17 protein-coding genes and 1 tRNA gene are annotated in these 19,153 nt (G+C 42.8%); 4 read left to right on the forward strand and 14 right to left on the reverse strand.

Going from position 1 to position 19,153, the window contains the following annotated elements; all coding sequences use genetic code 11:
• Position 1 precedes the first annotated feature (1 nt).
• From AC3FZD_RS06475 to AC3FZD_RS06490, 4 genes are all read right to left on the reverse strand, one after another.
• Positions 2-1,798, reverse strand: coding sequence for an asparagine synthase-related protein (locus AC3FZD_RS06475; RefSeq protein ID WP_488739342.1), 1,797 nt, complete (start codon positions 1,796-1,798; stop codon positions 2-4).
• A 37-nt stretch (positions 1,799-1,835) separates the two neighbouring features.
• Entirely contained in the window at positions 1,836-2,930 is a 1,095-nt protein-coding gene (locus AC3FZD_RS06480) for a polysaccharide pyruvyl transferase family protein (RefSeq protein ID WP_488739343.1), read from the reverse strand.
• A gap of 43 nt (positions 2,931-2,973) precedes the next feature.
• Complete coding sequence (gene hpsE, locus AC3FZD_RS06485) at positions 2,974-3,933, reverse strand: hormogonium polysaccharide biosynthesis glycosyltransferase HpsE (RefSeq protein ID WP_488739344.1); 960 nt, start codon at positions 3,931-3,933, stop codon at positions 2,974-2,976.
• 307 nt (positions 3,934-4,240) lie between these two features.
• A complete protein-coding gene (locus tag AC3FZD_RS06490) occupies positions 4,241-4,576 on the reverse strand; it encodes a hypothetical protein (RefSeq protein WP_488739345.1) in 336 nt (111 codons plus the stop codon).
• Between the two features lie 42 nt (positions 4,577-4,618).
• Between AC3FZD_RS06490 and cdf31 the strand changes: the two genes are divergently transcribed.
• The gene (cdf31, locus tag AC3FZD_RS06495) at positions 4,619-5,512 is read left to right on the forward strand and encodes a CDF family zinc efflux transporter Cdf31 (protein ID WP_488739346.1); all 894 of its coding nucleotides are present in this window, start codon (positions 4,619-4,621) and stop codon (positions 5,510-5,512) included.
• An 82-nt stretch (positions 5,513-5,594) separates the two neighbouring features.
• On the opposite strand, the gene AC3FZD_RS06500 is transcribed toward cdf31, so the two are convergent.
• From AC3FZD_RS06500 to AC3FZD_RS06510, 3 genes are all read right to left on the reverse strand, one after another.
• Positions 5,595-6,203: a DnaJ domain-containing protein gene (locus AC3FZD_RS06500; protein WP_488739347.1), complete on the reverse strand. Its 609-nt coding sequence runs from the start codon at positions 6,201-6,203 to the stop codon at positions 5,595-5,597.
• A gap of 145 nt (positions 6,204-6,348) precedes the next feature.
• Positions 6,349-6,945, reverse strand: a complete 597-nt coding sequence (locus AC3FZD_RS06505) for an ATP-dependent Clp protease proteolytic subunit (protein ID WP_488739348.1) — start codon at positions 6,943-6,945, stop codon at positions 6,349-6,351.
• 59 nt (positions 6,946-7,004) lie between these two features.
• Positions 7,005-7,694 (reverse strand): ATP-dependent Clp protease proteolytic subunit, encoded by a 690-nt coding sequence (locus tag AC3FZD_RS06510; protein ID WP_488739349.1) that lies wholly within the window; start codon positions 7,692-7,694, stop codon positions 7,005-7,007.
• Positions 7,695-7,841: 147 nt separating this feature from the next.
• Here AC3FZD_RS06510 and AC3FZD_RS06515 point away from each other — a divergent pair, with 147 nt between their 5' ends.
• The 3 genes from AC3FZD_RS06515 (at position 7,842) to AC3FZD_RS06525 (ending at position 13,004) form a co-directional block, all read left to right on the forward strand.
• Positions 7,842-9,083 (forward strand): vWA domain-containing protein, encoded by a 1,242-nt coding sequence (locus tag AC3FZD_RS06515; RefSeq protein WP_488739350.1) that lies wholly within the window; start codon positions 7,842-7,844, stop codon positions 9,081-9,083.
• Between the two features lie 141 nt (positions 9,084-9,224).
• Entirely contained in the window at positions 9,225-10,106 is an 882-nt protein-coding gene (locus tag AC3FZD_RS06520; protein ID WP_488739351.1) for a hypothetical protein, read from the forward strand.
• Between the two features lie 192 nt (positions 10,107-10,298).
• Positions 10,299-13,004, forward strand: coding sequence for an AAA family ATPase (locus AC3FZD_RS06525; protein ID WP_488739352.1), 2,706 nt, complete (start codon positions 10,299-10,301; stop codon positions 13,002-13,004).
• A 22-nt stretch (positions 13,005-13,026) separates the two neighbouring features.
• On the opposite strand, the gene AC3FZD_RS06530 is transcribed toward AC3FZD_RS06525, so the two are convergent.
• From AC3FZD_RS06530 to AC3FZD_RS06560, 7 genes are all read right to left on the reverse strand, one after another.
• Positions 13,027-13,458 carry a heavy metal-responsive transcriptional regulator gene (locus AC3FZD_RS06530; RefSeq protein WP_488739353.1) on the reverse strand — a complete coding sequence of 144 codons (432 nt, stop codon included), beginning with the start codon at positions 13,456-13,458 and terminating at the stop codon, positions 13,027-13,029.
• Between the two features lie 8 nt (positions 13,459-13,466).
• Complete coding sequence (locus AC3FZD_RS06535; RefSeq protein ID WP_488739354.1) at positions 13,467-13,667, reverse strand: DUF2949 domain-containing protein; 201 nt, start codon at positions 13,665-13,667, stop codon at positions 13,467-13,469.
• Positions 13,668-13,819: 152 nt separating this feature from the next.
• Positions 13,820-14,941 carry a BtaA family protein gene (locus AC3FZD_RS06540; protein ID WP_488739355.1) on the reverse strand — a complete coding sequence of 374 codons (1,122 nt, stop codon included), beginning with the start codon at positions 14,939-14,941 and terminating at the stop codon, positions 13,820-13,822.
• Between the two features lie 40 nt (positions 14,942-14,981).
• Positions 14,982-15,052, reverse strand: a tRNA-Gly gene (locus tag AC3FZD_RS06545).
• Positions 15,053-15,101: 49 nt separating this feature from the next.
• The gene (locus AC3FZD_RS06550; protein WP_488739356.1) at positions 15,102-15,866 is read right to left on the reverse strand and encodes a hypothetical protein; all 765 of its coding nucleotides are present in this window, start codon (positions 15,864-15,866) and stop codon (positions 15,102-15,104) included.
• A gap of 14 nt (positions 15,867-15,880) precedes the next feature.
• Positions 15,881-17,758: a cyclic nucleotide-binding domain-containing protein gene (locus AC3FZD_RS06555; protein ID WP_488739357.1), complete on the reverse strand. Its 1,878-nt coding sequence runs from the start codon at positions 17,756-17,758 to the stop codon at positions 15,881-15,883.
• Positions 17,751-19,148 (reverse strand): PDC sensor domain-containing protein, encoded by a 1,398-nt coding sequence (locus AC3FZD_RS06560; RefSeq protein ID WP_488739358.1) that lies wholly within the window; start codon positions 19,146-19,148, stop codon positions 17,751-17,753. Before AC3FZD_RS06560 ends, AC3FZD_RS06555 begins: the two co-directional genes overlap by 8 nt.
• Between the last annotated feature and the right edge of the window lie 5 nt (positions 19,149-19,153).

The following is a 19,153-nucleotide window of genomic DNA, read 5'->3' on the forward strand; positions in this document are numbered from 1 at the left end:
ATTATAGATGATCTTTTGACCAGAGCAACAGTCCTAATAACACTTTGACTCCCGAAGATTCTCGGACGGAATCGGACTGAAAGTTATAGTGAGTATTAGGAGCTAGTAAAATTTGATTAAACACATCCATATCAAATAAATGCTCTACCTTAGAGCGATAAGGTTCTGCTGCTCTGCGTACGGCTTGCCACCCAGGATTGTTAATAGTCAAGGTTCGATAATAATAACGTCGATCGTAACCGAATTCGAGCTGTAATCTACGCCATTTTTGTTGCAACTTGAATAAAGGTGTTAATCTTTGACGAGTGACACTTGGTTGAAGAGGTTCCATATTCCAAGAATTCCGGTCTAGCGGCAATTGGGCTAGGTGTGGAAATCGGGTACATACCAGTTTTTTTTGCGCTCGTCTGTTATTCATGGTTGCAGGAGGTAAGCTAACCGCAGTTTCTAAGAGATTTTTATCTAAAATAGGGAGTATTGGCCAGGCTCCAAATGTAAGTGCCCAAGCACTTCTTCCCAAAACAAATCGATTAGAATAATAGAGGCTAAAATACCAGGGATTTTGCCAGTCTAAATCTGAATAGCTGTCGTACTCTTTTTGGAGAAAACTAACGGTACAATCGACCATGTTTTCAAATATATGGGGTTTAAGTAATCGTTTCAATGTATCTGGCGAAATTCCCCTCCTATTCGCTATTTTAAAGACGGATTGAAAAGAGGTATCCGCACTTTTCCAGCCGCCAAGCACTGTATCCATTGAAAAACCATTAATAATGGTATTAGGGGCATTTTGTAGATATGAGTGAGCGCCAGTAAACATTCCTGTGCCGTCTCCTAACCCTCCATCCAAGTGTTCCCAATTAATGACAAAGTTAGTATAAAAGGGATACTGGTTGATGGGAGTGGAAACGACTCGATGTTCCCAGTGGAGATGACGAGCAACAGTAGTGGCACATTCTAGCTCAATATCACCGGGTTGTCCTAATGTTACAGCTAGAGGCTCAATACCTTGACGCTCCAGAAAACCGGCTAACATCCTGGAGTCTAATCCTCCTGACAAGAAGAAGTTATGTTTTTTACTGACACAGGTGTGGCGAGCGATCGCCCGATCGATAACTCCATCTAAAATATCTAAATGCTCTGCAAATGAAAGCCTAGAGTAGCAAGTATTATCCTTAGAGCCAGGCAAGCGATAATGCTTGATTTCTCTAGCACCTGTATTAAACTTCCATTGCAGTAAATTGCCCGCACCTAAACGTTTAGCATTTGCCCACAACGTTTGATTATTAACTAAATGTCGCAGCAATAATAAACCGACTAAACCTTGGGGATTAAATTGGGTATCGAAATGAGGATGATATCTAAACAGTTCTGGACTTGAACCAATGAGAACCACTTGTTCATCAGCATAATAATACAGTGGGAAAAATCCTAGGAGATCGGTTCCTAAGATTAATCCATGTTCAGGATTGTATACGACGGCTGCATAAAATCCATCAAATGTGGGATAAGCATCATCGCTCTCTTGAGGTTGCCATTGCTGTTGAATGGCATCTGCATTCATTAACTGAGTCGAATCATGAGTTATGGCATGTCCCCAGACTATAGCAGCACCACTTTCATGGCAACAAGAGCTAATCGGTGCTTTCGGATGAGCAGCCCAAAGACTGGCAAAATCGCTCCTCATACAGGAATGAGTCACCAACCCAGGAAAGGGCGGTAAGAGCGGTGTGACTGTATGGATAAAGTTCTCTCTGCGTTCAGAATCGCGATCGACAATGATAATAAAGTTTGCCATTTTAATAAGATCTATTACAATAGTGACTGAGAAGAGATTATCGGATTTTCATCGATTCACTTAGGAGTTGGTCTATGGAGATTGATAGGGTATCTACATCCTCGATAAACTGACAAAAATTCAGTTCAGATGTCCAAGTTTGATAAAATAAACTATTTTTGTGATAAGCATTGGGTAACAATACATTGGGCTTGTTCAGTAAAATCGATAAAATATGTGCATGTAATCGATTGGTAAGGACGAGTGGATAAGGTTGTAATTGGTAAATGGCGCTATGAATAAAGTTCCACGAGGGACTATGCAAATGGGCATACTCTAACTTTTGAAATTTTTCTTTATAGGGATGAGAAGCTAACCACCTTTGTCGGAAAAGCCATTCTTTGGGAGTGGCTAAACCTCTTTGCCATCCTTCTCGAATCCAGGTCACTATTCCTCTGATTAGTTTGTTTTTTTCAACGCCTAAAACCCATTGATATGATTTCCAGTCTTCAACGACTAAATTAGAGAATTTTTTTTGGAGTTTATGAGCGGTAAAGCTGGGATTTAACTCCCGGTCATCTCTACAAAGATAGAGAATTGAGTTCTCCTGTTTTTTGGGCGCTGAAACATTTAATCCATTAACCAGTTGAAATGCCATATCAGGAGCCAGTATGATTTTGCAGTTATCAAAGTTACGAGTTGCTATTTCATAACTGAGATGATCTCGGACAAAAATAGTTAAATTGGGATGATGATTAAAAATTTTGGCTGTTTTTTGCAGATTTTGTGGATCTTTAAAATAAATACTTTGGGGCAAAATTATGATCGGTCGATCGGAATATCGAGCAATGATATTTTCTCGAAAGGGTTGAGATTCTCCCCAAAGATCGCCGAGATTGCCCCCGCCATTGAGAAAAATTGGCCCTTGACCTATCTTTTCTTCAATTTCTTGATGGGAAAATTGTTTGACACTTGCTGCATATGCAATTTTCGTCTGTTTGATTTCAGTTAGATAAAGGACAGATCCTAACCAAATCAAGTGATCCCCTAAATTGAGATAATCTGGATAATCGAGTAACGCACATTTATCGTAGTGTTTAAGGCAGTCTAAAGATTGATGTAATTTCTGTTTAATGGATTGAACGCTAGACATGATCAAGTTAATAAAATTAAATCTAAATAATCATTTTCATTCGTCATTGTTTTAGCCACTTAAATAATTGTTTCTTCGTGATATAAAAAGGACTCAACAAGCTGCTCCACAAGAATTCCATTTGACAAGCGATATCAATGGTATCTTCTAAATGATTTCTATGGCGTAAATAATATCCTAGTGCTTTTCTGATATCGTTAGCCATATATAGGGGAATTGCGAGAGGTCTTTGCCAAGGATTGAGACGAATCATACGGATATAATATCGGGCTAAACCGATTCCTCGTACTAGAGAAAGTAAGTATTGTTTTTCTAGACGATAGGAGGGGATTTTATGTTGAATAACCATATTTGGATTATGCCAAATTTGCCATCCGCCTTTTTGAATATAACATAAAGCTTCTAAATCTTCACTGGCTAACATTGATCCATTAATTCGACCTTGAAGAAATAATTTTTTAGGAACACACTCTAACCAGGCTTTTCGGAGAACGACTAAACCAGCGCCAGGAGGTAATATTCTGTTTTTAGATTCATATATAAATGATTCTGTCCCTCGATCAATAATGCTCAAAAAACAGGCTATTTTCTCAAAAAATATTGGAGGAGTTGCTTCAAATTCACCCTGAATGTGACTTCCAAAGGCTCCGGCTTCAGGATGTTGCTGGGCAAATGTGTAGGCAGCTTCTAACCAATTTGAACTGGGAATATTATCATCATCTATAAAACCCACTAATTTTCCTTTGGCTTTTTCAACCGCATTTTGTCTTGCGAATGCTAATCCTTGGTTAGGCTCTAATGTATATCTTATATCGATTTTTCCAGCGCACTTTTTTTGATAATCAGTAACACAATCTTTGGTTCGATCTTGGCTGTTATTATCAATAACTAAAATTTCCCAGGAGATATTTTTGTGATTGTATTGATGACTCAGCTTTTCTAAAACTTCGCCTAAGCGATATTGTCCGTTGTAGGTGCATATAGCTACAGTCAATTCAATCATAGACAAACAGAGACAAAGTTTTAACTGCTTTGCTGGCTAGTATATAATATTAATTGATTTAATTATCCTTCGATCATATCAATTAGAAAAGTAGATGTCAATACAATGGATATTTCTTCTGTTTTCTCCGAGCTGGCTTGATTTGGTGAGTGATTTTGTATGCAGTAAGAGGGAAGGTGGCGTTGAATAGATCTGTAGGTTAGTAGAGGATGGATAAGTGATAAAAGACCTACCCCATTAATGAAGAATAGGGTAGTTAAAAAGACTGATGGCATGTTCTAATTACTGTGTTTTTTTAGAGATTCAGCTATTCTAAATAAGTATTGAGGTCTTCAATAACACGGGTGAGTTCTGCTTCTGTAGCGATCCGGAGGCGATCGCTCTTTACCGTCACCAACACCTTAGCCGCAAAGGGACTCGCATAAATATTGGGATTACAGAACACTTCTAGGAACACCTCCCCATTATGGCGGTATTCCATCGGCGGTTGAGGGATTTTCCGTCCTGGAGTCACCGGTTGCACAGCAGCAGCTTTGAGGCTATCCATCAATTGATGAATGGCTGCTCTTAGGTCTTGGGCCGCTTCAGGAGTAAAATTGAAAGAGACAGAGCCTTGGGCAAAATTCAGCGTCAGTTGGGTCATAGGTCATACACTCGATCGGATTAAGTTCTATCCTAGAAGATAATGGTTAACGATATTCGCTCTCAAGTTCGTCAAGTTTTATTAATTACGTTAGGATTAAACCTGCTGGCGTTACTGATTAAAGGGGTCGTTGGCTTGAAAACTGGCTCCCTAAGTTTATTAGCAGATGCTCTTCATAGTGTGACCGATAGTGCCAATAATATCTTGGGATTAGTCGCTAATCAGTTTGCTTCTCCCGAACCCGATCGCGAACATCCCTATGGCCATCAGAAATTTGATGCCATTGGTGCTTTAGGAATTGCTGCATTTTTAGGATTAGCTTGTTTTGAAATTGTCTCTAGTTCGGTCGAGCGTCTCACCTCTGGAGGCGATCCGCTCACGATTGAATTTCAAGATTTATGGATTTTACTGATTGTTTTGGGGATTAATATTTTTGTCGCCTTTTATGAACGGGGAGTCGGTCAACGTATTGGTAGTGGCATTTTAGTGGCCGATGCCAAACATACCATGAGCGATATTTGGGTGACGATTATGGTATTGGGGGGCTTATTGGGGGTGATGCTGGGCTATCCCCTTTTAGATGTGGTCTTAGCGTTTCCTGTCGCGATCCTGGTGTTTTATAGTGGTTGGGAAGTGATCAAGGATAATTTACCCTGGTTAGTGGATGAAATGGCGATCGCCCCGGAAGCTATTCATAATACGGTGATGGAAGTGCCAGGAGTGGTGAACTGTCATGATATTGCCTCACGGGGCATTGTCGGCCGCCAAGTCTTTATTGAAATGCATTTAATTGTGGATGCGATCGATGTGGCAACTTCCCATGAAATTACCGAAGCGGTAGAAGCCCATTTAGAGCGCAAATATCACCCCGTTCGAGTTCTTATTCATGTGGAACCCCCCGATTATCAGTCCGATCAAATCACCTTTCAACCCTGAGCCGATCCAGGAGAATTGTTCAATGTTTTCCACAGAAAGGGCTATTTTTCCACAGTTTCCCGGCACTTTTCCACAACTTTTCTTAAAAAGTATTGATTCCTAAACGGTTCAAGTCTTGCTCAATTTCCAGACCCAAGCGGCGGTTGTGCGGGTCAGTCCGTCGCGCTTTTTGCAGATAGAGTAGGGCTTTTTCAGTTTGATTTTGTTTGAGTAAATGTTGACCCTGAGACTGATAAGTAATGGCTTGCCATTGGCGCACTTCTGGATCGAAGGGGAGGCGATCGCGCAGAGCTTCCACTAAGGCAATCGCCCTGGGAAAGCGCTTGTTTTTTAGCAAGTCTCGCAGTTGCTCATAGGAACTCTGCTTTAAAATCCGATCCTGGGGACTCAAGGGAGGAATTTTCACCTTCCGGGGAGCAGGAGCAGGAGCAGGAGTCGGAGTCACCGTTGGTTCAGGAGGAGGATGGGAAAACGCCTCAAATCCCAGCTCAGTATCCGTGACCTCAGAAATCTCCTTTAATAAAATTTCATAGGCTTGAGTTAATTCAATAAACTTATCCTTCGCTTGTCCATCTCCCGGATTCACATCTGGATGGCACACCCGTGCCAAGCGTCGATAAGAAGCCTTAATCTCCGCAAACGAGGCTCCTGGTTTTAGCCCCAACAGTCGGTAATAATAAGCAATATCCATCCCCACACATTAACAGCGATACACTCCCCAAACGCCCTCTCCCTAAATCCCTCTCCCTTGGGAGAGGGACTTCTGCCGATCTTCTCCGAGGGGGGAGAAGGGGTTTCGGCTATGACCAGGCCGGATTCTGTTACCCCTCAACCCATTAAACCCGGTCTACAATCACTTTATCGATCAGACCGTATTCTTTCGCCTCTTCAGCAGACAAGAAATAATCGCGATCGGTATCCTTTTCAATTTTCTCTAGGGGTTGTTTTGTATGTTTGGCCATTAACTGATTTAACTGGGCGCGAGTCCGGAGAATTTGTTGAGCTTCAATTTGAATATCGGTTGCTTGTCTTCTCCCTACACCACCGAGGGGTTGGTGAATCATGATCCGAGAATGGGGTAGAGCTAACCGTTTACCGGGACTTCCCGCAGCCAATAAAAAGGCTCCCATGGAAGCAGCTAATCCTACACAAATGGTAATCACTTCTGATTTAATATGTTGCATGGTGTCATAAATGGCCATGCCTGCGGTTACTGAACCACCGGGGGAGTTGATATAGAGATAGATGGGCTTATTCTGGTCATCGGAGTCTAGGTAGAGCATCACCGCGACCAGTTGGTTGGCTAAACTATCTGTGACTTCGCGACCGAGAAAGATAATCCGCTCTTGATAGAGGCGATCGTAAATATTAATCCACCGTTCGTAAGGACTTCCGGGGAGACGATAGGGAACACTAGGAACACCGATAGGCATAGGAAAGTACCAGAAAAATGAACAACAAAACAAAAAGGTGGACGTTAATTGCCCAAGGGTTAGGAACTCATGGCAGGCATGGGTTGGGGAAGATCCTTGCTACTGGTTAATACTTTATCAATTAAACCGTATTGTTGGGCTTCTTCGGGAGTAAGGTAGAACATGCGATCGGTGTCTTTGGCTATTTTTTCTACGGGTTGGCCCGTATTCTGGGACAAGATCGAGAGCATGGTTTGTTTATTATCCAGCACTTCCTTAGCCCGAATTTGAATATCCGTGGCTTGTCCTTGCGTACCCGTGCGGGGTTGGTTGAGGACAATGGTGGCATGGCTGAGACTGGCGCGACAACCTTTAGTTCCAGCCGAGAGGATCATGGAAGCGGTTCCCATGGCTTGGCCAATGCAAATGGTATGCACGGGGGGTTTAATGTAACTGAGGGTATCGCAGATGGCGAAGGCTTCGGTTTCAAAGCCAACAGCTTCTCCCCCATACCAGGAGGTTCCGGTGGAGTTGATGTAGAAGTAGATCGGTTTTTCAGGATTGTCAAACTGGAGATATAACAGTTGGGCGACGATCAGTTCGGTGACATCGATACCGACTTGTTGTTTGACTTGATCGTCGGAAAATAGGGGCATCCCTAGATAGACGATACGTTCCTTGAGGAGTAAGGAGGCCAGATCTGGAGGGGGAGTTCGATAATAGGCATCTCCGTAGTAGGGAGATTGTGCGGCCTTAATCGGTGTATCCATAGACTAGGATTGCTATTGAATGGGTGTTTGCTAATGTTTCTTATGGTAGCGCGATCTTTCAAACAAAACGCGAAGGTATATAAAATCATTCCTACATTCCCCCATTCCCCCACTAAAATGGTAAATGGTAGTCTATGGTAAAGGGTTATGGAAGTTGGTTTAGAGGCTCTGTTAAGCGATCGCCACTTAGAAGCAACACAAACGAGCCAGCAACGGCAGTTATCCCTGTCTATATCGGCGATCGCGCCAGAAACGGGATCGCCGAATCTGCGGTTAAATTTATGTTTAATTCTCGATCGCAGTGGCTCCATGGCGGGTCAACCCTTGAAAACGGTGAAACAGGCAGCCATTAAAGTGATTGAACGTTTGCAGGAGGGCGATCGCCTGTCAGTCATTGCCTTTAATCATCATGCAGAAGTATTAATTGCTAATCAAGAGGTGGACGAGCGCAAGCCACTGATCAAGCTGATTGAATGCCTAGAAGCCGATGGGGGAACCTCCATTGATGAAGGGATGCGTTTGGGGATTGAAGAAATTGCCAAGGGCAAACAGGATGCCGTATCCCAGGTTTTCTTACTAACCGATGGGGAAAATGAACATGGGGATAACGATCGCTGTTTGAAATTGGCTAACTTAGCCACAGAGTATAAATTAACCATTAATACCCTAGGATTTGGGGCCCATTGGAATCAGGATATCTTGGAAAAATTAGCCGATGCCGGGGGCGGAACTCTGTCCTATATTGAGCATCCAGAAGAAGCCATTAGCGCCTTTTCCCGACTGTTTGACCGGGTACAGTCTGTGGGCTTAACCAATGCCTTTCTCAAGTTATCCTTCAATCCGGCGGTGCGCTTGGCGGAACTTAAACCCATTGCCCAAGTCTCTCCCGATACTATAGAGTTATCCGTACAAACGGAAGCGGACGGGGTTAGAGTAAGGTTAGGGGATTTGATGAAGGATCAACCCAGGGTAGTATTGGCAAATTTATACATAGGTCAGGTATCTATTGGGGAACAGGCGATCGCCACAGTGCAAGTCATTTATGATAATCCGGCATTAGGTGCAGAGGCATTAGCATCTCCCCCCGTGGAAGTCACAGCCACAGTTACCGAACAATATCAACCGCAAACCGATCCTCAAGTGCAGTCCCATATGCTCACCCTAGCCAAATATCGGCAAACCCAAATTGCCGAAACCAAATTAAAATCCGGCGATCGCCAAGGAGCAGCCACCCTGCTACAAACCGCCGCAAAAACAGCCTTGCAAATGGGCGATCGCAATGCTGCCACCATCCTCCAAGAAAACGCCACCCGTCTCCAAGCTGGAGATGAACTCTCCGAGCAAGAGCGCAAGAAAACCCGCATTGCCTCAAAAACCCGTTTGGGGTAAACCAAACCGTTTTCATTCTGCCTTCAAAAATGTCAAGATGGGGGGATGGGGTTTAATCCCCTCATCATTTTTTAATCTATTCATTGACGAAAACTGCTCGTAGACTTCAGAATAAAGAAAGCATTGCACTAGGAGTCAAAGATGCCCGATTCTATTATTCAATTACTCGATGAATTACCGGCAGATAACCTAACGGTAAAGACCCTCAAGGCTCTAGATTTTATCGTCCCTGGAGAGTGGGAAAATGTGGTAGGTGGCGATCGCACCATTGAAGTCGCCACAGGGGAAACAGACGGCGATCGCATTCGGGCAATCAAAAACAAGGCGATCGAGTTATATAACGATAAAAGTAACGGTTATCAAAGCGCTATTTGGTTTTACAACACCATCGATAAGGCAGACGCAGCCCTCGGTGCGGCTGCCCTGGCGAATAAAGTCGGCGAGAAAATTGGCTTCTTAGGATTTTTGAATCAATTAACCCCCAAAGCCGATACCACCCAATCGGTAGACTTATGCTTAAAATTAGTCGTAGAGTTAATTGCCTACAGCAAATTAAACAGCCTAGGCATTCTCAAGCCAGCCCAATTTGTGACAGAACTGGGAGAACATTATCAAGGATCTTCTCTAATGCGGATGGCTACCCTCGTCGCTGTTGATGGTTTACTACCTTTAGGGCCAAATTTTCTGCAAAAAATTCACGAAACTTTAGACAACCAAGGTAGAAGTGCCTTTGAAGGAAATCCAGTCTTTTCTTCCATTTCTGGTTTTATTCCTGGGGATGACAAATTTGGCTTTATTACCGACACTTTTAACGCGGTAGAAGGATGGATGAATAATTTAGTCAGTTCCGTAGGCTTAACCCCACAAGGTGTTTTTGACCATATTGGTGGGTTTATTAAATTCTCCGATGATAGTTTAGATTTGGTTGCAGCATTTCTCGATCAAGCTACCGACTACTATCGCCATACCGGAATTCAAACGGTTGGCCGTAAACTATTTCTAGATGCGGCTAAAAAAGTTTGATCCAAAGAATTGGAGGATGGGCAGGAGGATAAGCGATATCATTCAAATTTTACAAGCATACCCTGCCCACCCTATCCAATACTTTCATTACTGATCTGGAGTGGGTATCGCTTTCCCCCTTATCCCACGGGAGAAGGAAGTAGGGCGATCGGGGTAAAAGCAATATCACCCCAATTCACTCATTCATGTTCCATGGAAATTCTATCAATTAGCCTCAAAAACTTTAAGTCCCATACCGATCTCTATTTGGAGTTTGAACCCGGAAGTAATGCCATTTGTGGAGAAAATGGTGCGGGTAAAACTTCGATTTTAGAAGCCATTGCTTGGGTGCTGTTTAACTCCTGCGAATATCAACGAGAAGACTTAATTCGTAAAGGAGCCAAAAGCGCCCAAGCAACGATACAATTTATTTCTAATCTTGATGGCAGAACTTATCAAGTGAAGCGCTGTACTCGTAGCGGATATGAACTCTACGATCCTCAGATTGACTGCAAACTCGATCCGACTAAAGTCAATGATGTAGTTCTATGGTTGCAGGAACATTTAGGGGTTCCTAAAGATACAGATTTAGGGAGAATTTTCTCAGATGCTATTGGGATTCCTCAAGGAACATTTACGGTTGATTTTCTCAAAAATGGAGCTGAACGTAAAAAAGTTTTTGATCCCATTTTGCGAGTAGAAGATTATAAAAAAGCTCAAGAAAAGTCTAGAGATTTAGAACGATTTGCACAGGATGAAGTGACGACCTGCGAACAACATTTAGAGCGCTTCGATCTGCAATTGGAAGATTGGCAAGAGCTGCAAGATCGCCATCAAGAAGTTGGGGCGGAAATTGAGAAGGGGGAAGTGGAAAAAAAGGGAGTTTTTGAGAAACTCAATACCCTAGAGCAACGGCAACGGGAGTTTAAACACCATCAGCAACAGGTGGAAGAATGCAGCCGCGATTTACAGCAGCTAGAGGTGGAGTATCAACGAATGAGTCAAGATTGTGATTACGGACAAAAGGCTTATGAACAAGCGCAAGAGAGCGCTAAAAGATGTGAGGAAACGCAAGAGAGTTATCAAATTTATGAACAAGCGGAACTTCGGTTAAAGGAGTTGGCGAAAGGGCGGCAAGCTCAACAGCAACTGTTGCGGGAAAAAGAGCAACAGGGGCAAGGTTTGCAAGGGGTGCAGAATCAGTTAATGAAGCTGGAGGTGCAACGGGAGAGTTGTCAGGTTGCAGAACGGAAAATTGAAGCGTTAGTGCCTGCGGTGGCAGAGCAAAATAGTCTGGAAGAGAAGCAAGGAAGGGTGCAAAGTCAACTGCAAGCTATGCGGGATTGGAGGCGGGAGCAGGAGGGCACGGAGCAGCAGTTATATGAGGCTTTAGAGCGGTTGAATGAGGTGAAACAAGAGGCGGATCGCCTGCAACAGTTGGAGCCTTCTGTAGCGCAAATTCCTCCGCTAGAATCGGAGTTAGATCGGTATCAAGCTCAACTCAGTAGGGTAGCGGCTGCCCAACAGTTTGCCCAAGAAATTGATGGGTTAATTGAGCTGGGGGAAGAGCAGCAATCCTATTATCAGCGACTTCAGCCAATTTTACCTTCCCTTGACTCGGAGGTGCAAACCTTGATTACTGAGGGAAAACGTTGTCAGGATAAGAGTTTAGAGCGACTCCATCAGATGGGGGCTGATTTAAAAGAACAGGTGCGTGAGGAGGATTTGAGGGCAATTTGCGAAGAGTTAAGATCTCAGTTGGAGCTGGCGTATCAATGTCGGGCAGAGTTAAAAAATTTACCCAGTAAGCGCAAACAAGAAGGGCAACTGAAGCAGGAAGCGCAAGAGTTGCGATCGCGCTTAATCGCTTTAGAGGATCAGCTTGAGGGGGAAGATGGGTTAAATGCGGAGCTACAGGAAATTGGCGATCGCCTGCAACAGCTTGCTAACCCTAGAGCGCAATGTCAGATTCTAGAACAACAGCTCGCCAATTCTGCCCATATTGAACAGCAATGGCAGAAGTTAAGGGAGCAAAAACAAGAGATTCAGCAAGCTATTGATGAACTCAATCAGCAACTGGCTAGTTTTGAAACTCTTGAGGCAGAAATTACCGAAGTTGAGCAGCTTAAACAAGAGCATTCCTCTGGTTATTTGCTCTATCTGCAATCGCAAAAAGAAGCTCAAACCCTAGGAGAGCGAAAACAGCAGCTTGAGCAAGCTACTGCTAAACGGTTGCAACTGGCAACAGAAAAAGAGCAAAAACAAGGCGAACTAGAGCGCCTAAGTTCTGTCTATAGTTTAGCAGAAATTCAACAGGTTGACCAAGATCTAAAAAACTCAAATAATCGTTTGGCACAGTTGGAAGCCTCGCTCTCTTTTCAACGGAAACAATTAACAGAGATTTGTCAATCTTTAGTGAAAAAGGGAGAAATTGCTAAGAAGCGGGAGAAAACCTTAGTAGAACTGAAAAAAGCACAGCGTAACTGGCAGTTTATTAAGGATGCTCGTTCTTTCTTTAATCAAGCTTCTCCCCGAATTACAAGATTTTATTTAGCAGAAATTTCCCAAGAGGCAGATACTATTTTCCGAGAACTGATGAACCGGCAGAATGTGGCGTTGGAATGGACAGAAGATTATGATATTGTGGTGCAAGAAGATGGCTATAAGCGCAATTTTAAGAGCCTATCGGGGGGGGAACAAATGTGTGCAGCTCTGGCGGTGAGATTGGCGATTTTGCGGACTCTATCGGATTTAGATATTGCCTTTTTTGATGAACCGACAACGAATATGGATCGCCTGCGCCGTCAGCAATTGGCGGAGGCGATCGGCAATCTAAAATCCTTCCGGCAATTGTTTGTGATTAGTCATGATGATACCTTTGAGAATATGTCTAATTTAATTCATATTCAGCGAGGTTAAGAGGAGTCATGAGTAATGGGTCTTAATTGGATTTGCGATTAGACTGTTGGATGATGGGGCAAATAATGGGGGCTTCTAATTCTTCGATAGCAGGGGGATCTTGAACGAGATCGAGTAATTCTTGTTTTAACTGCTTTAACTCAGCAATGCGATGGTCAATATCGGCCAGTTTGATATTAATATGGTGTCGGACTTGCTCGCAAGGGAGTTGACCTCGATCGTGAATGGTCAAAATTTGTTTAATTTCTTGGAGACTAAAGCCTAAATGTTGCGATCGCCGGATAAATGACAACCGGGATATAACCTGGGGTGAAAAGAGGCGAAACCCTCCGTCTGTGCGATCGACAGACTCAATCAATCCCAATTGTTCATAATAGCGAATCGTTTTAATGGGAACTCCGCTTTGGGCTTTGACTTGTCCAATTAACAAGCAGTCAGACTGGGATGAAACCATGATATCCCTTAAACTTGTGAAAACAGCCAATCATAGATTTTATCAAGCTGCTCTAAAGTAATCAATCCATACTGCCATAGCGTCATCGGCAACAAACTAGGGCTACTATCATGGTGGCGCAACGCTAGGCGAATCGAAGTTGCGGGCAATTCTAAATCGCATTGCAAGAATTGGATGAGGGGTTGGAGGGTGGTAGTGGAAGTAAACATAGGAGTGGGGAAAAAGGATTTCAATAGGCTATACTCCTATCTTCGCCAATGACTCGGAATTTGGCGGTGACAGCATCAGCACTGCTCCTGTGAGCTTAGAGAGTAACTTCATGTGATCCCAACAACCCCTGGACGGTGATAGGGATCATTACTTATCCTCTACCGCCTTGGATTTCTTCCACATGAAATGCGCTATAAAAAAACGCCTTATCCTGAACATACAAATCATGAGCTAACGCAGAAAGGGGTTGAATCTGGCTCCACCCTTCGAGTGAACAATGACGGGGAACCAATAAATTCCAATAGGCTAACCTACCTCCCTCACGTCCTTTTTGAATGAGCTGTTCTAAAAGCTGATGATAGGAGGATAAGGACATATACTCAAACATATCACTGAGGTTGTAGCGGTCAATCGTCCGATCTGGCAACTGCTCAAGAAAGCTTTCTACCGAACAACAATGCCATTCTAGGCGATCGAGATTAGCCCGAATAGTATCAAAATGTTCTGGGCGCAGAGCATAAGGTAGAGCCGTAGTATGATAACCCGTTAAAATCCATTGTAAATAGGGATTATCAGCCGGGTTCAGTTGGGTTAAAGCATATTCAGTGCGCTCAAAAATCCGTTCAGCCACATTATCCTGCACATATTGAAAAAAACTGGGATCGCGTCCCAAGTTTCCCATCACCCTGCGCGAGAAAAAAAGGCGAAACATCCATCGCCATCTGCGACTATTCCAAACTCGATCGTAAAAAGATTGTCGCTGCTCTAGATTCCCCCCTTGCAAGAGCCGGTCAATCGTTTTTTTGCCATGGACTAAGGGTAAAATATAGCGGCGGAAAATCTCAAAGTAGCGCTCAAATTTGCCACTATTGCCGATTCCTCTATCAATCTCTTGCCGGTGGTTATCCCAAAAGTCTTTTACCCCAGGAGAAAGTTGGGAACGACAGCGCTGATAGAGGGTTTGCCGAGTAATGGGTTCTGGGATTTGGGTTGAGCTACCGATTAGATATAGTAGCTCTGGATGGCTCAAAGACCGGTAGGCCGCTACCCGCAATTCTAAACAGGCCAGTTGTGCTAAACTCAGGTCTAGGGCAATCACCCGCTCTGGCGACTGGGTTAATAGGGCTAGGGTATTATCACCAGCCGAAGCAATCGATACGCAGGTATCTCCCGGTTGAATAGCTAACCCTTGCAGGAGAATATCCGCATCTTCCCAACATTGACCATAGCGGATTTGGGAAAATTGGGCACGGGCTTCGATTTCACTAGACATAAAAGGGTTGTCGCCTGCCAACGCTTTAGGATTTCGAGAAAGCGGGTAGCGGGAATCGAACCCGCATATTCAGCTTGGGAAGCTGACATTTTACCACTAAATTATACCCGCAGTAGGAATAAAAGATTAATCTTAAGTATAGCTCTACCGTGCAAATTTGTCAATCTTCGCCCCCCTGTTCTGGGTTTTCGATTACGGGGTTTAAAATATCGCGCAACTGTTGATAATAGCGGTTGGCATAGTACCAGCGAGGATTGGTTTTTAAGTTAACCGATTGGAGTTTGCTTCCCAGATCATGGACAATTTGGGTCAGGTTCTGAAGTTGTTCTTGATGCTGTTTTCGCTCGGCGATCAGTTGGGCAATGGTGGTTTGCAGTTCTTGATTGATTTTGAGGCTCTGGCTCTCTTGCTGCGAGAGTTGTTCCCGGTCGAGTTTGAGTTGCTGGTTGTCTTGCCAGAGTTGCTCTAACTGTTGCTGTAGGTCTTCAATTTCTAGCAGAATTTGATAGTATAATGCTTGGCTGAATTTCGGTTGGCGAGTTGGCACAATGGGATCGGCTGGTGCTTCCGATTCAGGGGGTAAGGTGGAGACGATCATTTGAGGATCTGGACATAACCATTGGACGGCTTCGATGAGTTTGGCGGTGCTGAGGTGCTGGGTTTTTCCTAATTCATGTTGTTTGAAAATACCACCGATGTATTTGGAGGCATACCAAGATTGATCGGAGCGTAAATAACAAGTGATGCGATAAATGACCGCATAGTTTAAGGGTTGCCAATGGAGGTGAAATTTGAATTTTTTGTGCTGGAGTGCCCAAGCTGCAAATTCGGGGCTACCCACCTCTAAACCCGATTCAGATTGCGCTTTGTTCTCGCTTCTGGAGTGAGGGTTAAGGTGACAGGTAACGAAAAGATAGGCGTTCATAGTGATAGATACATCTAGAGATTAAAGAGGGTTTTCATCCGAGATTTAATTTGCTGTAAAAGATCGGTTTCTCCATCTTCGAGTAGACCATATTCTGCCAGCAGTTGTTGGCGCTCTTGGAGTTCAATTTGGTGATAATGGAGATCTTGGGCAATTTGTTCGGCCATTTGGGGGTATTGATGGAGGACTTTGCCAAAGTTGGGGCGATTGATCGAGAAGAGGGTGGTGTCTTCGAGGGCGATCGCCGTTGCGGTTCGATTTCCCCCAAGCATGAGAGCGAGTTCTCCAAAGGATTTTCCCCTAGTGAGGGTGACTAAGGGCTTATTGATTTTCTCAACAAAGATGCGAACTGAACCGGCGAGAATAATATAAAATTCATCTCCAGGCTCATCTTCTCGACAGATATAATCCCCGACATGAACTCGTTTAATCTTGCCCTCCATGACTAATTGCTCTAACTGTTCAGCCGTTAAGTGTTGATAGTAGGGGACTTGGGCGAGAAGTTGGGGTAAATGGGGATGGTAGTCATAAACAGCGCGAATACAGGAGGCTTTTTTCTGCCATTTTTTCAAGGCAGTGAGTTCATAGGGGTTATCTTTGGATTGGCTAATCTGGAAATTGAGGAGGTTGAGTTGTTCTTCGAGGCTTTGTTGGCGATCGCCAGTCTCTACCGCCATATCGACAAACACTCTGGCTAATTCTCCCACCTCATCCTCACGTTCAGTTAAGTTCTCTAAAGTTTGCGGCTCAAACGATTGGGATTTAATTTCATCTGCTGCTTGACTAAATTGAAAAATCGGTTGCAAAACCCAGCGACTGACCCCTAAACTCACCCCTATAGCAGCACATAAAATCAAGACTTCTAAAACCAGAGTAATTCGAGCTTGAAGTTGCACTTGCTGCATGAAATCTGATTCAGGAATGATGATTACAATCAGCCAATCTAAGCCGAGATTATCTCGAAAATTTTTAACTTGAAAACAGATTTTTTTTCTTTGCCAGCGAAAAGAGGAATTAAGGGTACTTTCAACTTCAGAAAAGCTATTAAACTCGGCTAATAAATTTTTGGCGATCGCCGCAATTAACTGATTTTTACTCGCGGCAATATTCAAGGGATTGGTCTGAATTTTCGATTCTTCAATAACTTGAGGATTAGAACTAGCAATTAATAACCCTTGGCGATCGATAATTAAAGCTTGTCCCGTCTTGCCAATCGTTAAGGTTTGTAGAAATTCATTAATCTGCTGAAAGAGCAGATCTACACCCAAAACACCAATAACCTCCCCTTGCTTATCCTTAACCACTTGTGCCGCAGTAATCCCTAATTCTTGGCTATCAAAATCTCGATAAATATTACTCCAAATCGGTTTATCAGAGTTCAGAGCTGCTTGATACCAAGAACGAAGACGAGGATCGTAATTTGAAGTTTGCTGAATAATTTTCGTGAGTTTGCCATCTGAAGTCGTTGCATAACTGATTAAATTAGAATAAGTCGATTTTCCAGCTCTCGTGATTCCCGCTTCTCCCGATTCAAGAAGCATTCCACCTCTAAATTCCCCTTCAGGATTGCCAAAGTATAGACTGGTAACACCCTCAAAAATTTGAATCTGATGCCAAAAGTAGGATTCTAAGCTGCCTAAATTCTCAGGATTGAGAGTCCCTAGATCAATACTTTGAAGATTCAGTTGATTAATGCTGTGGGGAACAGACAGATAGTCCCGAAGTTTATCTTCTACATGATCGGTTATAGTATGAGCTAACTCAATAGAAACAAGATTAATATTTTGCCTAGTTTTTTGAAAGAGGATAACCGCCATTAAGCCTACCATAAAAATAGATGGAGCAACAATCATAATCGGTAGACGATATTTAATGGACAGTCCTTTAATCATTTTGCTTTATCCTCTGATTTTGGCGAATTTTACGAGATTTTTCTTTTAAGTAATCCCAGTAGCTTAAAGTGAGTTCAGGAGATGTATGTTCTTCCTCAGACTCTGTGATTTTGGTTTTATAGACGCTTAAGTTTTCTATTCTTTTTTCCAAGTTGCTTTGCTGCTCTTGAATCAACAAGACCATTTCTTCAAAAACACGACTAAATTGACCAATTTCATCATTGCGTTTGACTAAATCAGCAATATTGTTAGGATTAAATTTTTGAGATTTGATTTGTTTTGCAGTTGTATTTAACCGCAATAGTGGAGACACAACTAATTGATGCATACTCCATCCAGCGATAACACTACCAACGATCGCCGTCAACAACAAAAAAAATCGAATCGAATTTTTATCGGCAGAATTAAAGACATCCGACTCCGATAAAATAACAATCGCAATCCAGTTTAGACCCCAATCATTTTCAATTGGTTCAATCCAAGTAAAATATTTGTGATTCTCATGCCAAAAAACAAACTGTTTTGCTTCCTGAATGAGACTAATATCACTAAATTGGTTAATCAATCTGTTGCCCACTTCTTGAATGACTGGATCGGGACTTTCTGTAATCATCAAATGAGTTTCTGATTCTGGATTGAGTATGGTTAAGGGATCGGGATCGGAACTGGCAATAAATTGACCATTTTCTTGAATAATTAACACTTTTGCCGCTTTACTAATCGATACATCCCGGAGAAATTCATGGAGCGTATTGAGAAAGTAGTCCACACCAAAAACTCCAACTAAATTTCCTTGGGGATCTCGTACTGCTTGAGCTGCGGTAATCGCTAACTGGCGAGTCGTAAAATCTGGGTAGACTGGACTCCAAACGAGATCGTTGCTTTTTTCTGCTTTTTGATACCACGGTCGATTAGTTGTATTAAATACTGAATTTTTACTAATTATTTGACCCCGTTTACCTTCTCGATTGAGCGTATAACTCGTTAATTGGTAATTCGTTTCTTTGCCAGCATAAGATTGTGTAATTTGTCCGTTTCCATTAATTTTAACACCAATAAATTCTCCATTTATATCTCCAAAATAAATATTATTTATCGATGAAAACAATCGAACTTGATTATATAGCTGAACCGTTAAATCTTGTGGATTATTGTATATTGATGGATTAGATTGATAACGATTTAAGTTCAGTTTATAAATAATCTCTGGTTGGCGCAGATTAATGTGGATATTACTTTTAATTTGATTGACCGATTCCCGAATCCAATATTGGGAGAGTTCATCTACCGTTTTCCGTTCATTATAATTAGCTAAAATTCCAGTAAATGCCAATGTTGCCATTAGCGGAGTCACCGTTAATATCGGAATTATTTTTTTTAGAGAAACCATAAATA

Source organism: Roseofilum sp. KMC-1 (genome assembly GCF_057802075.1).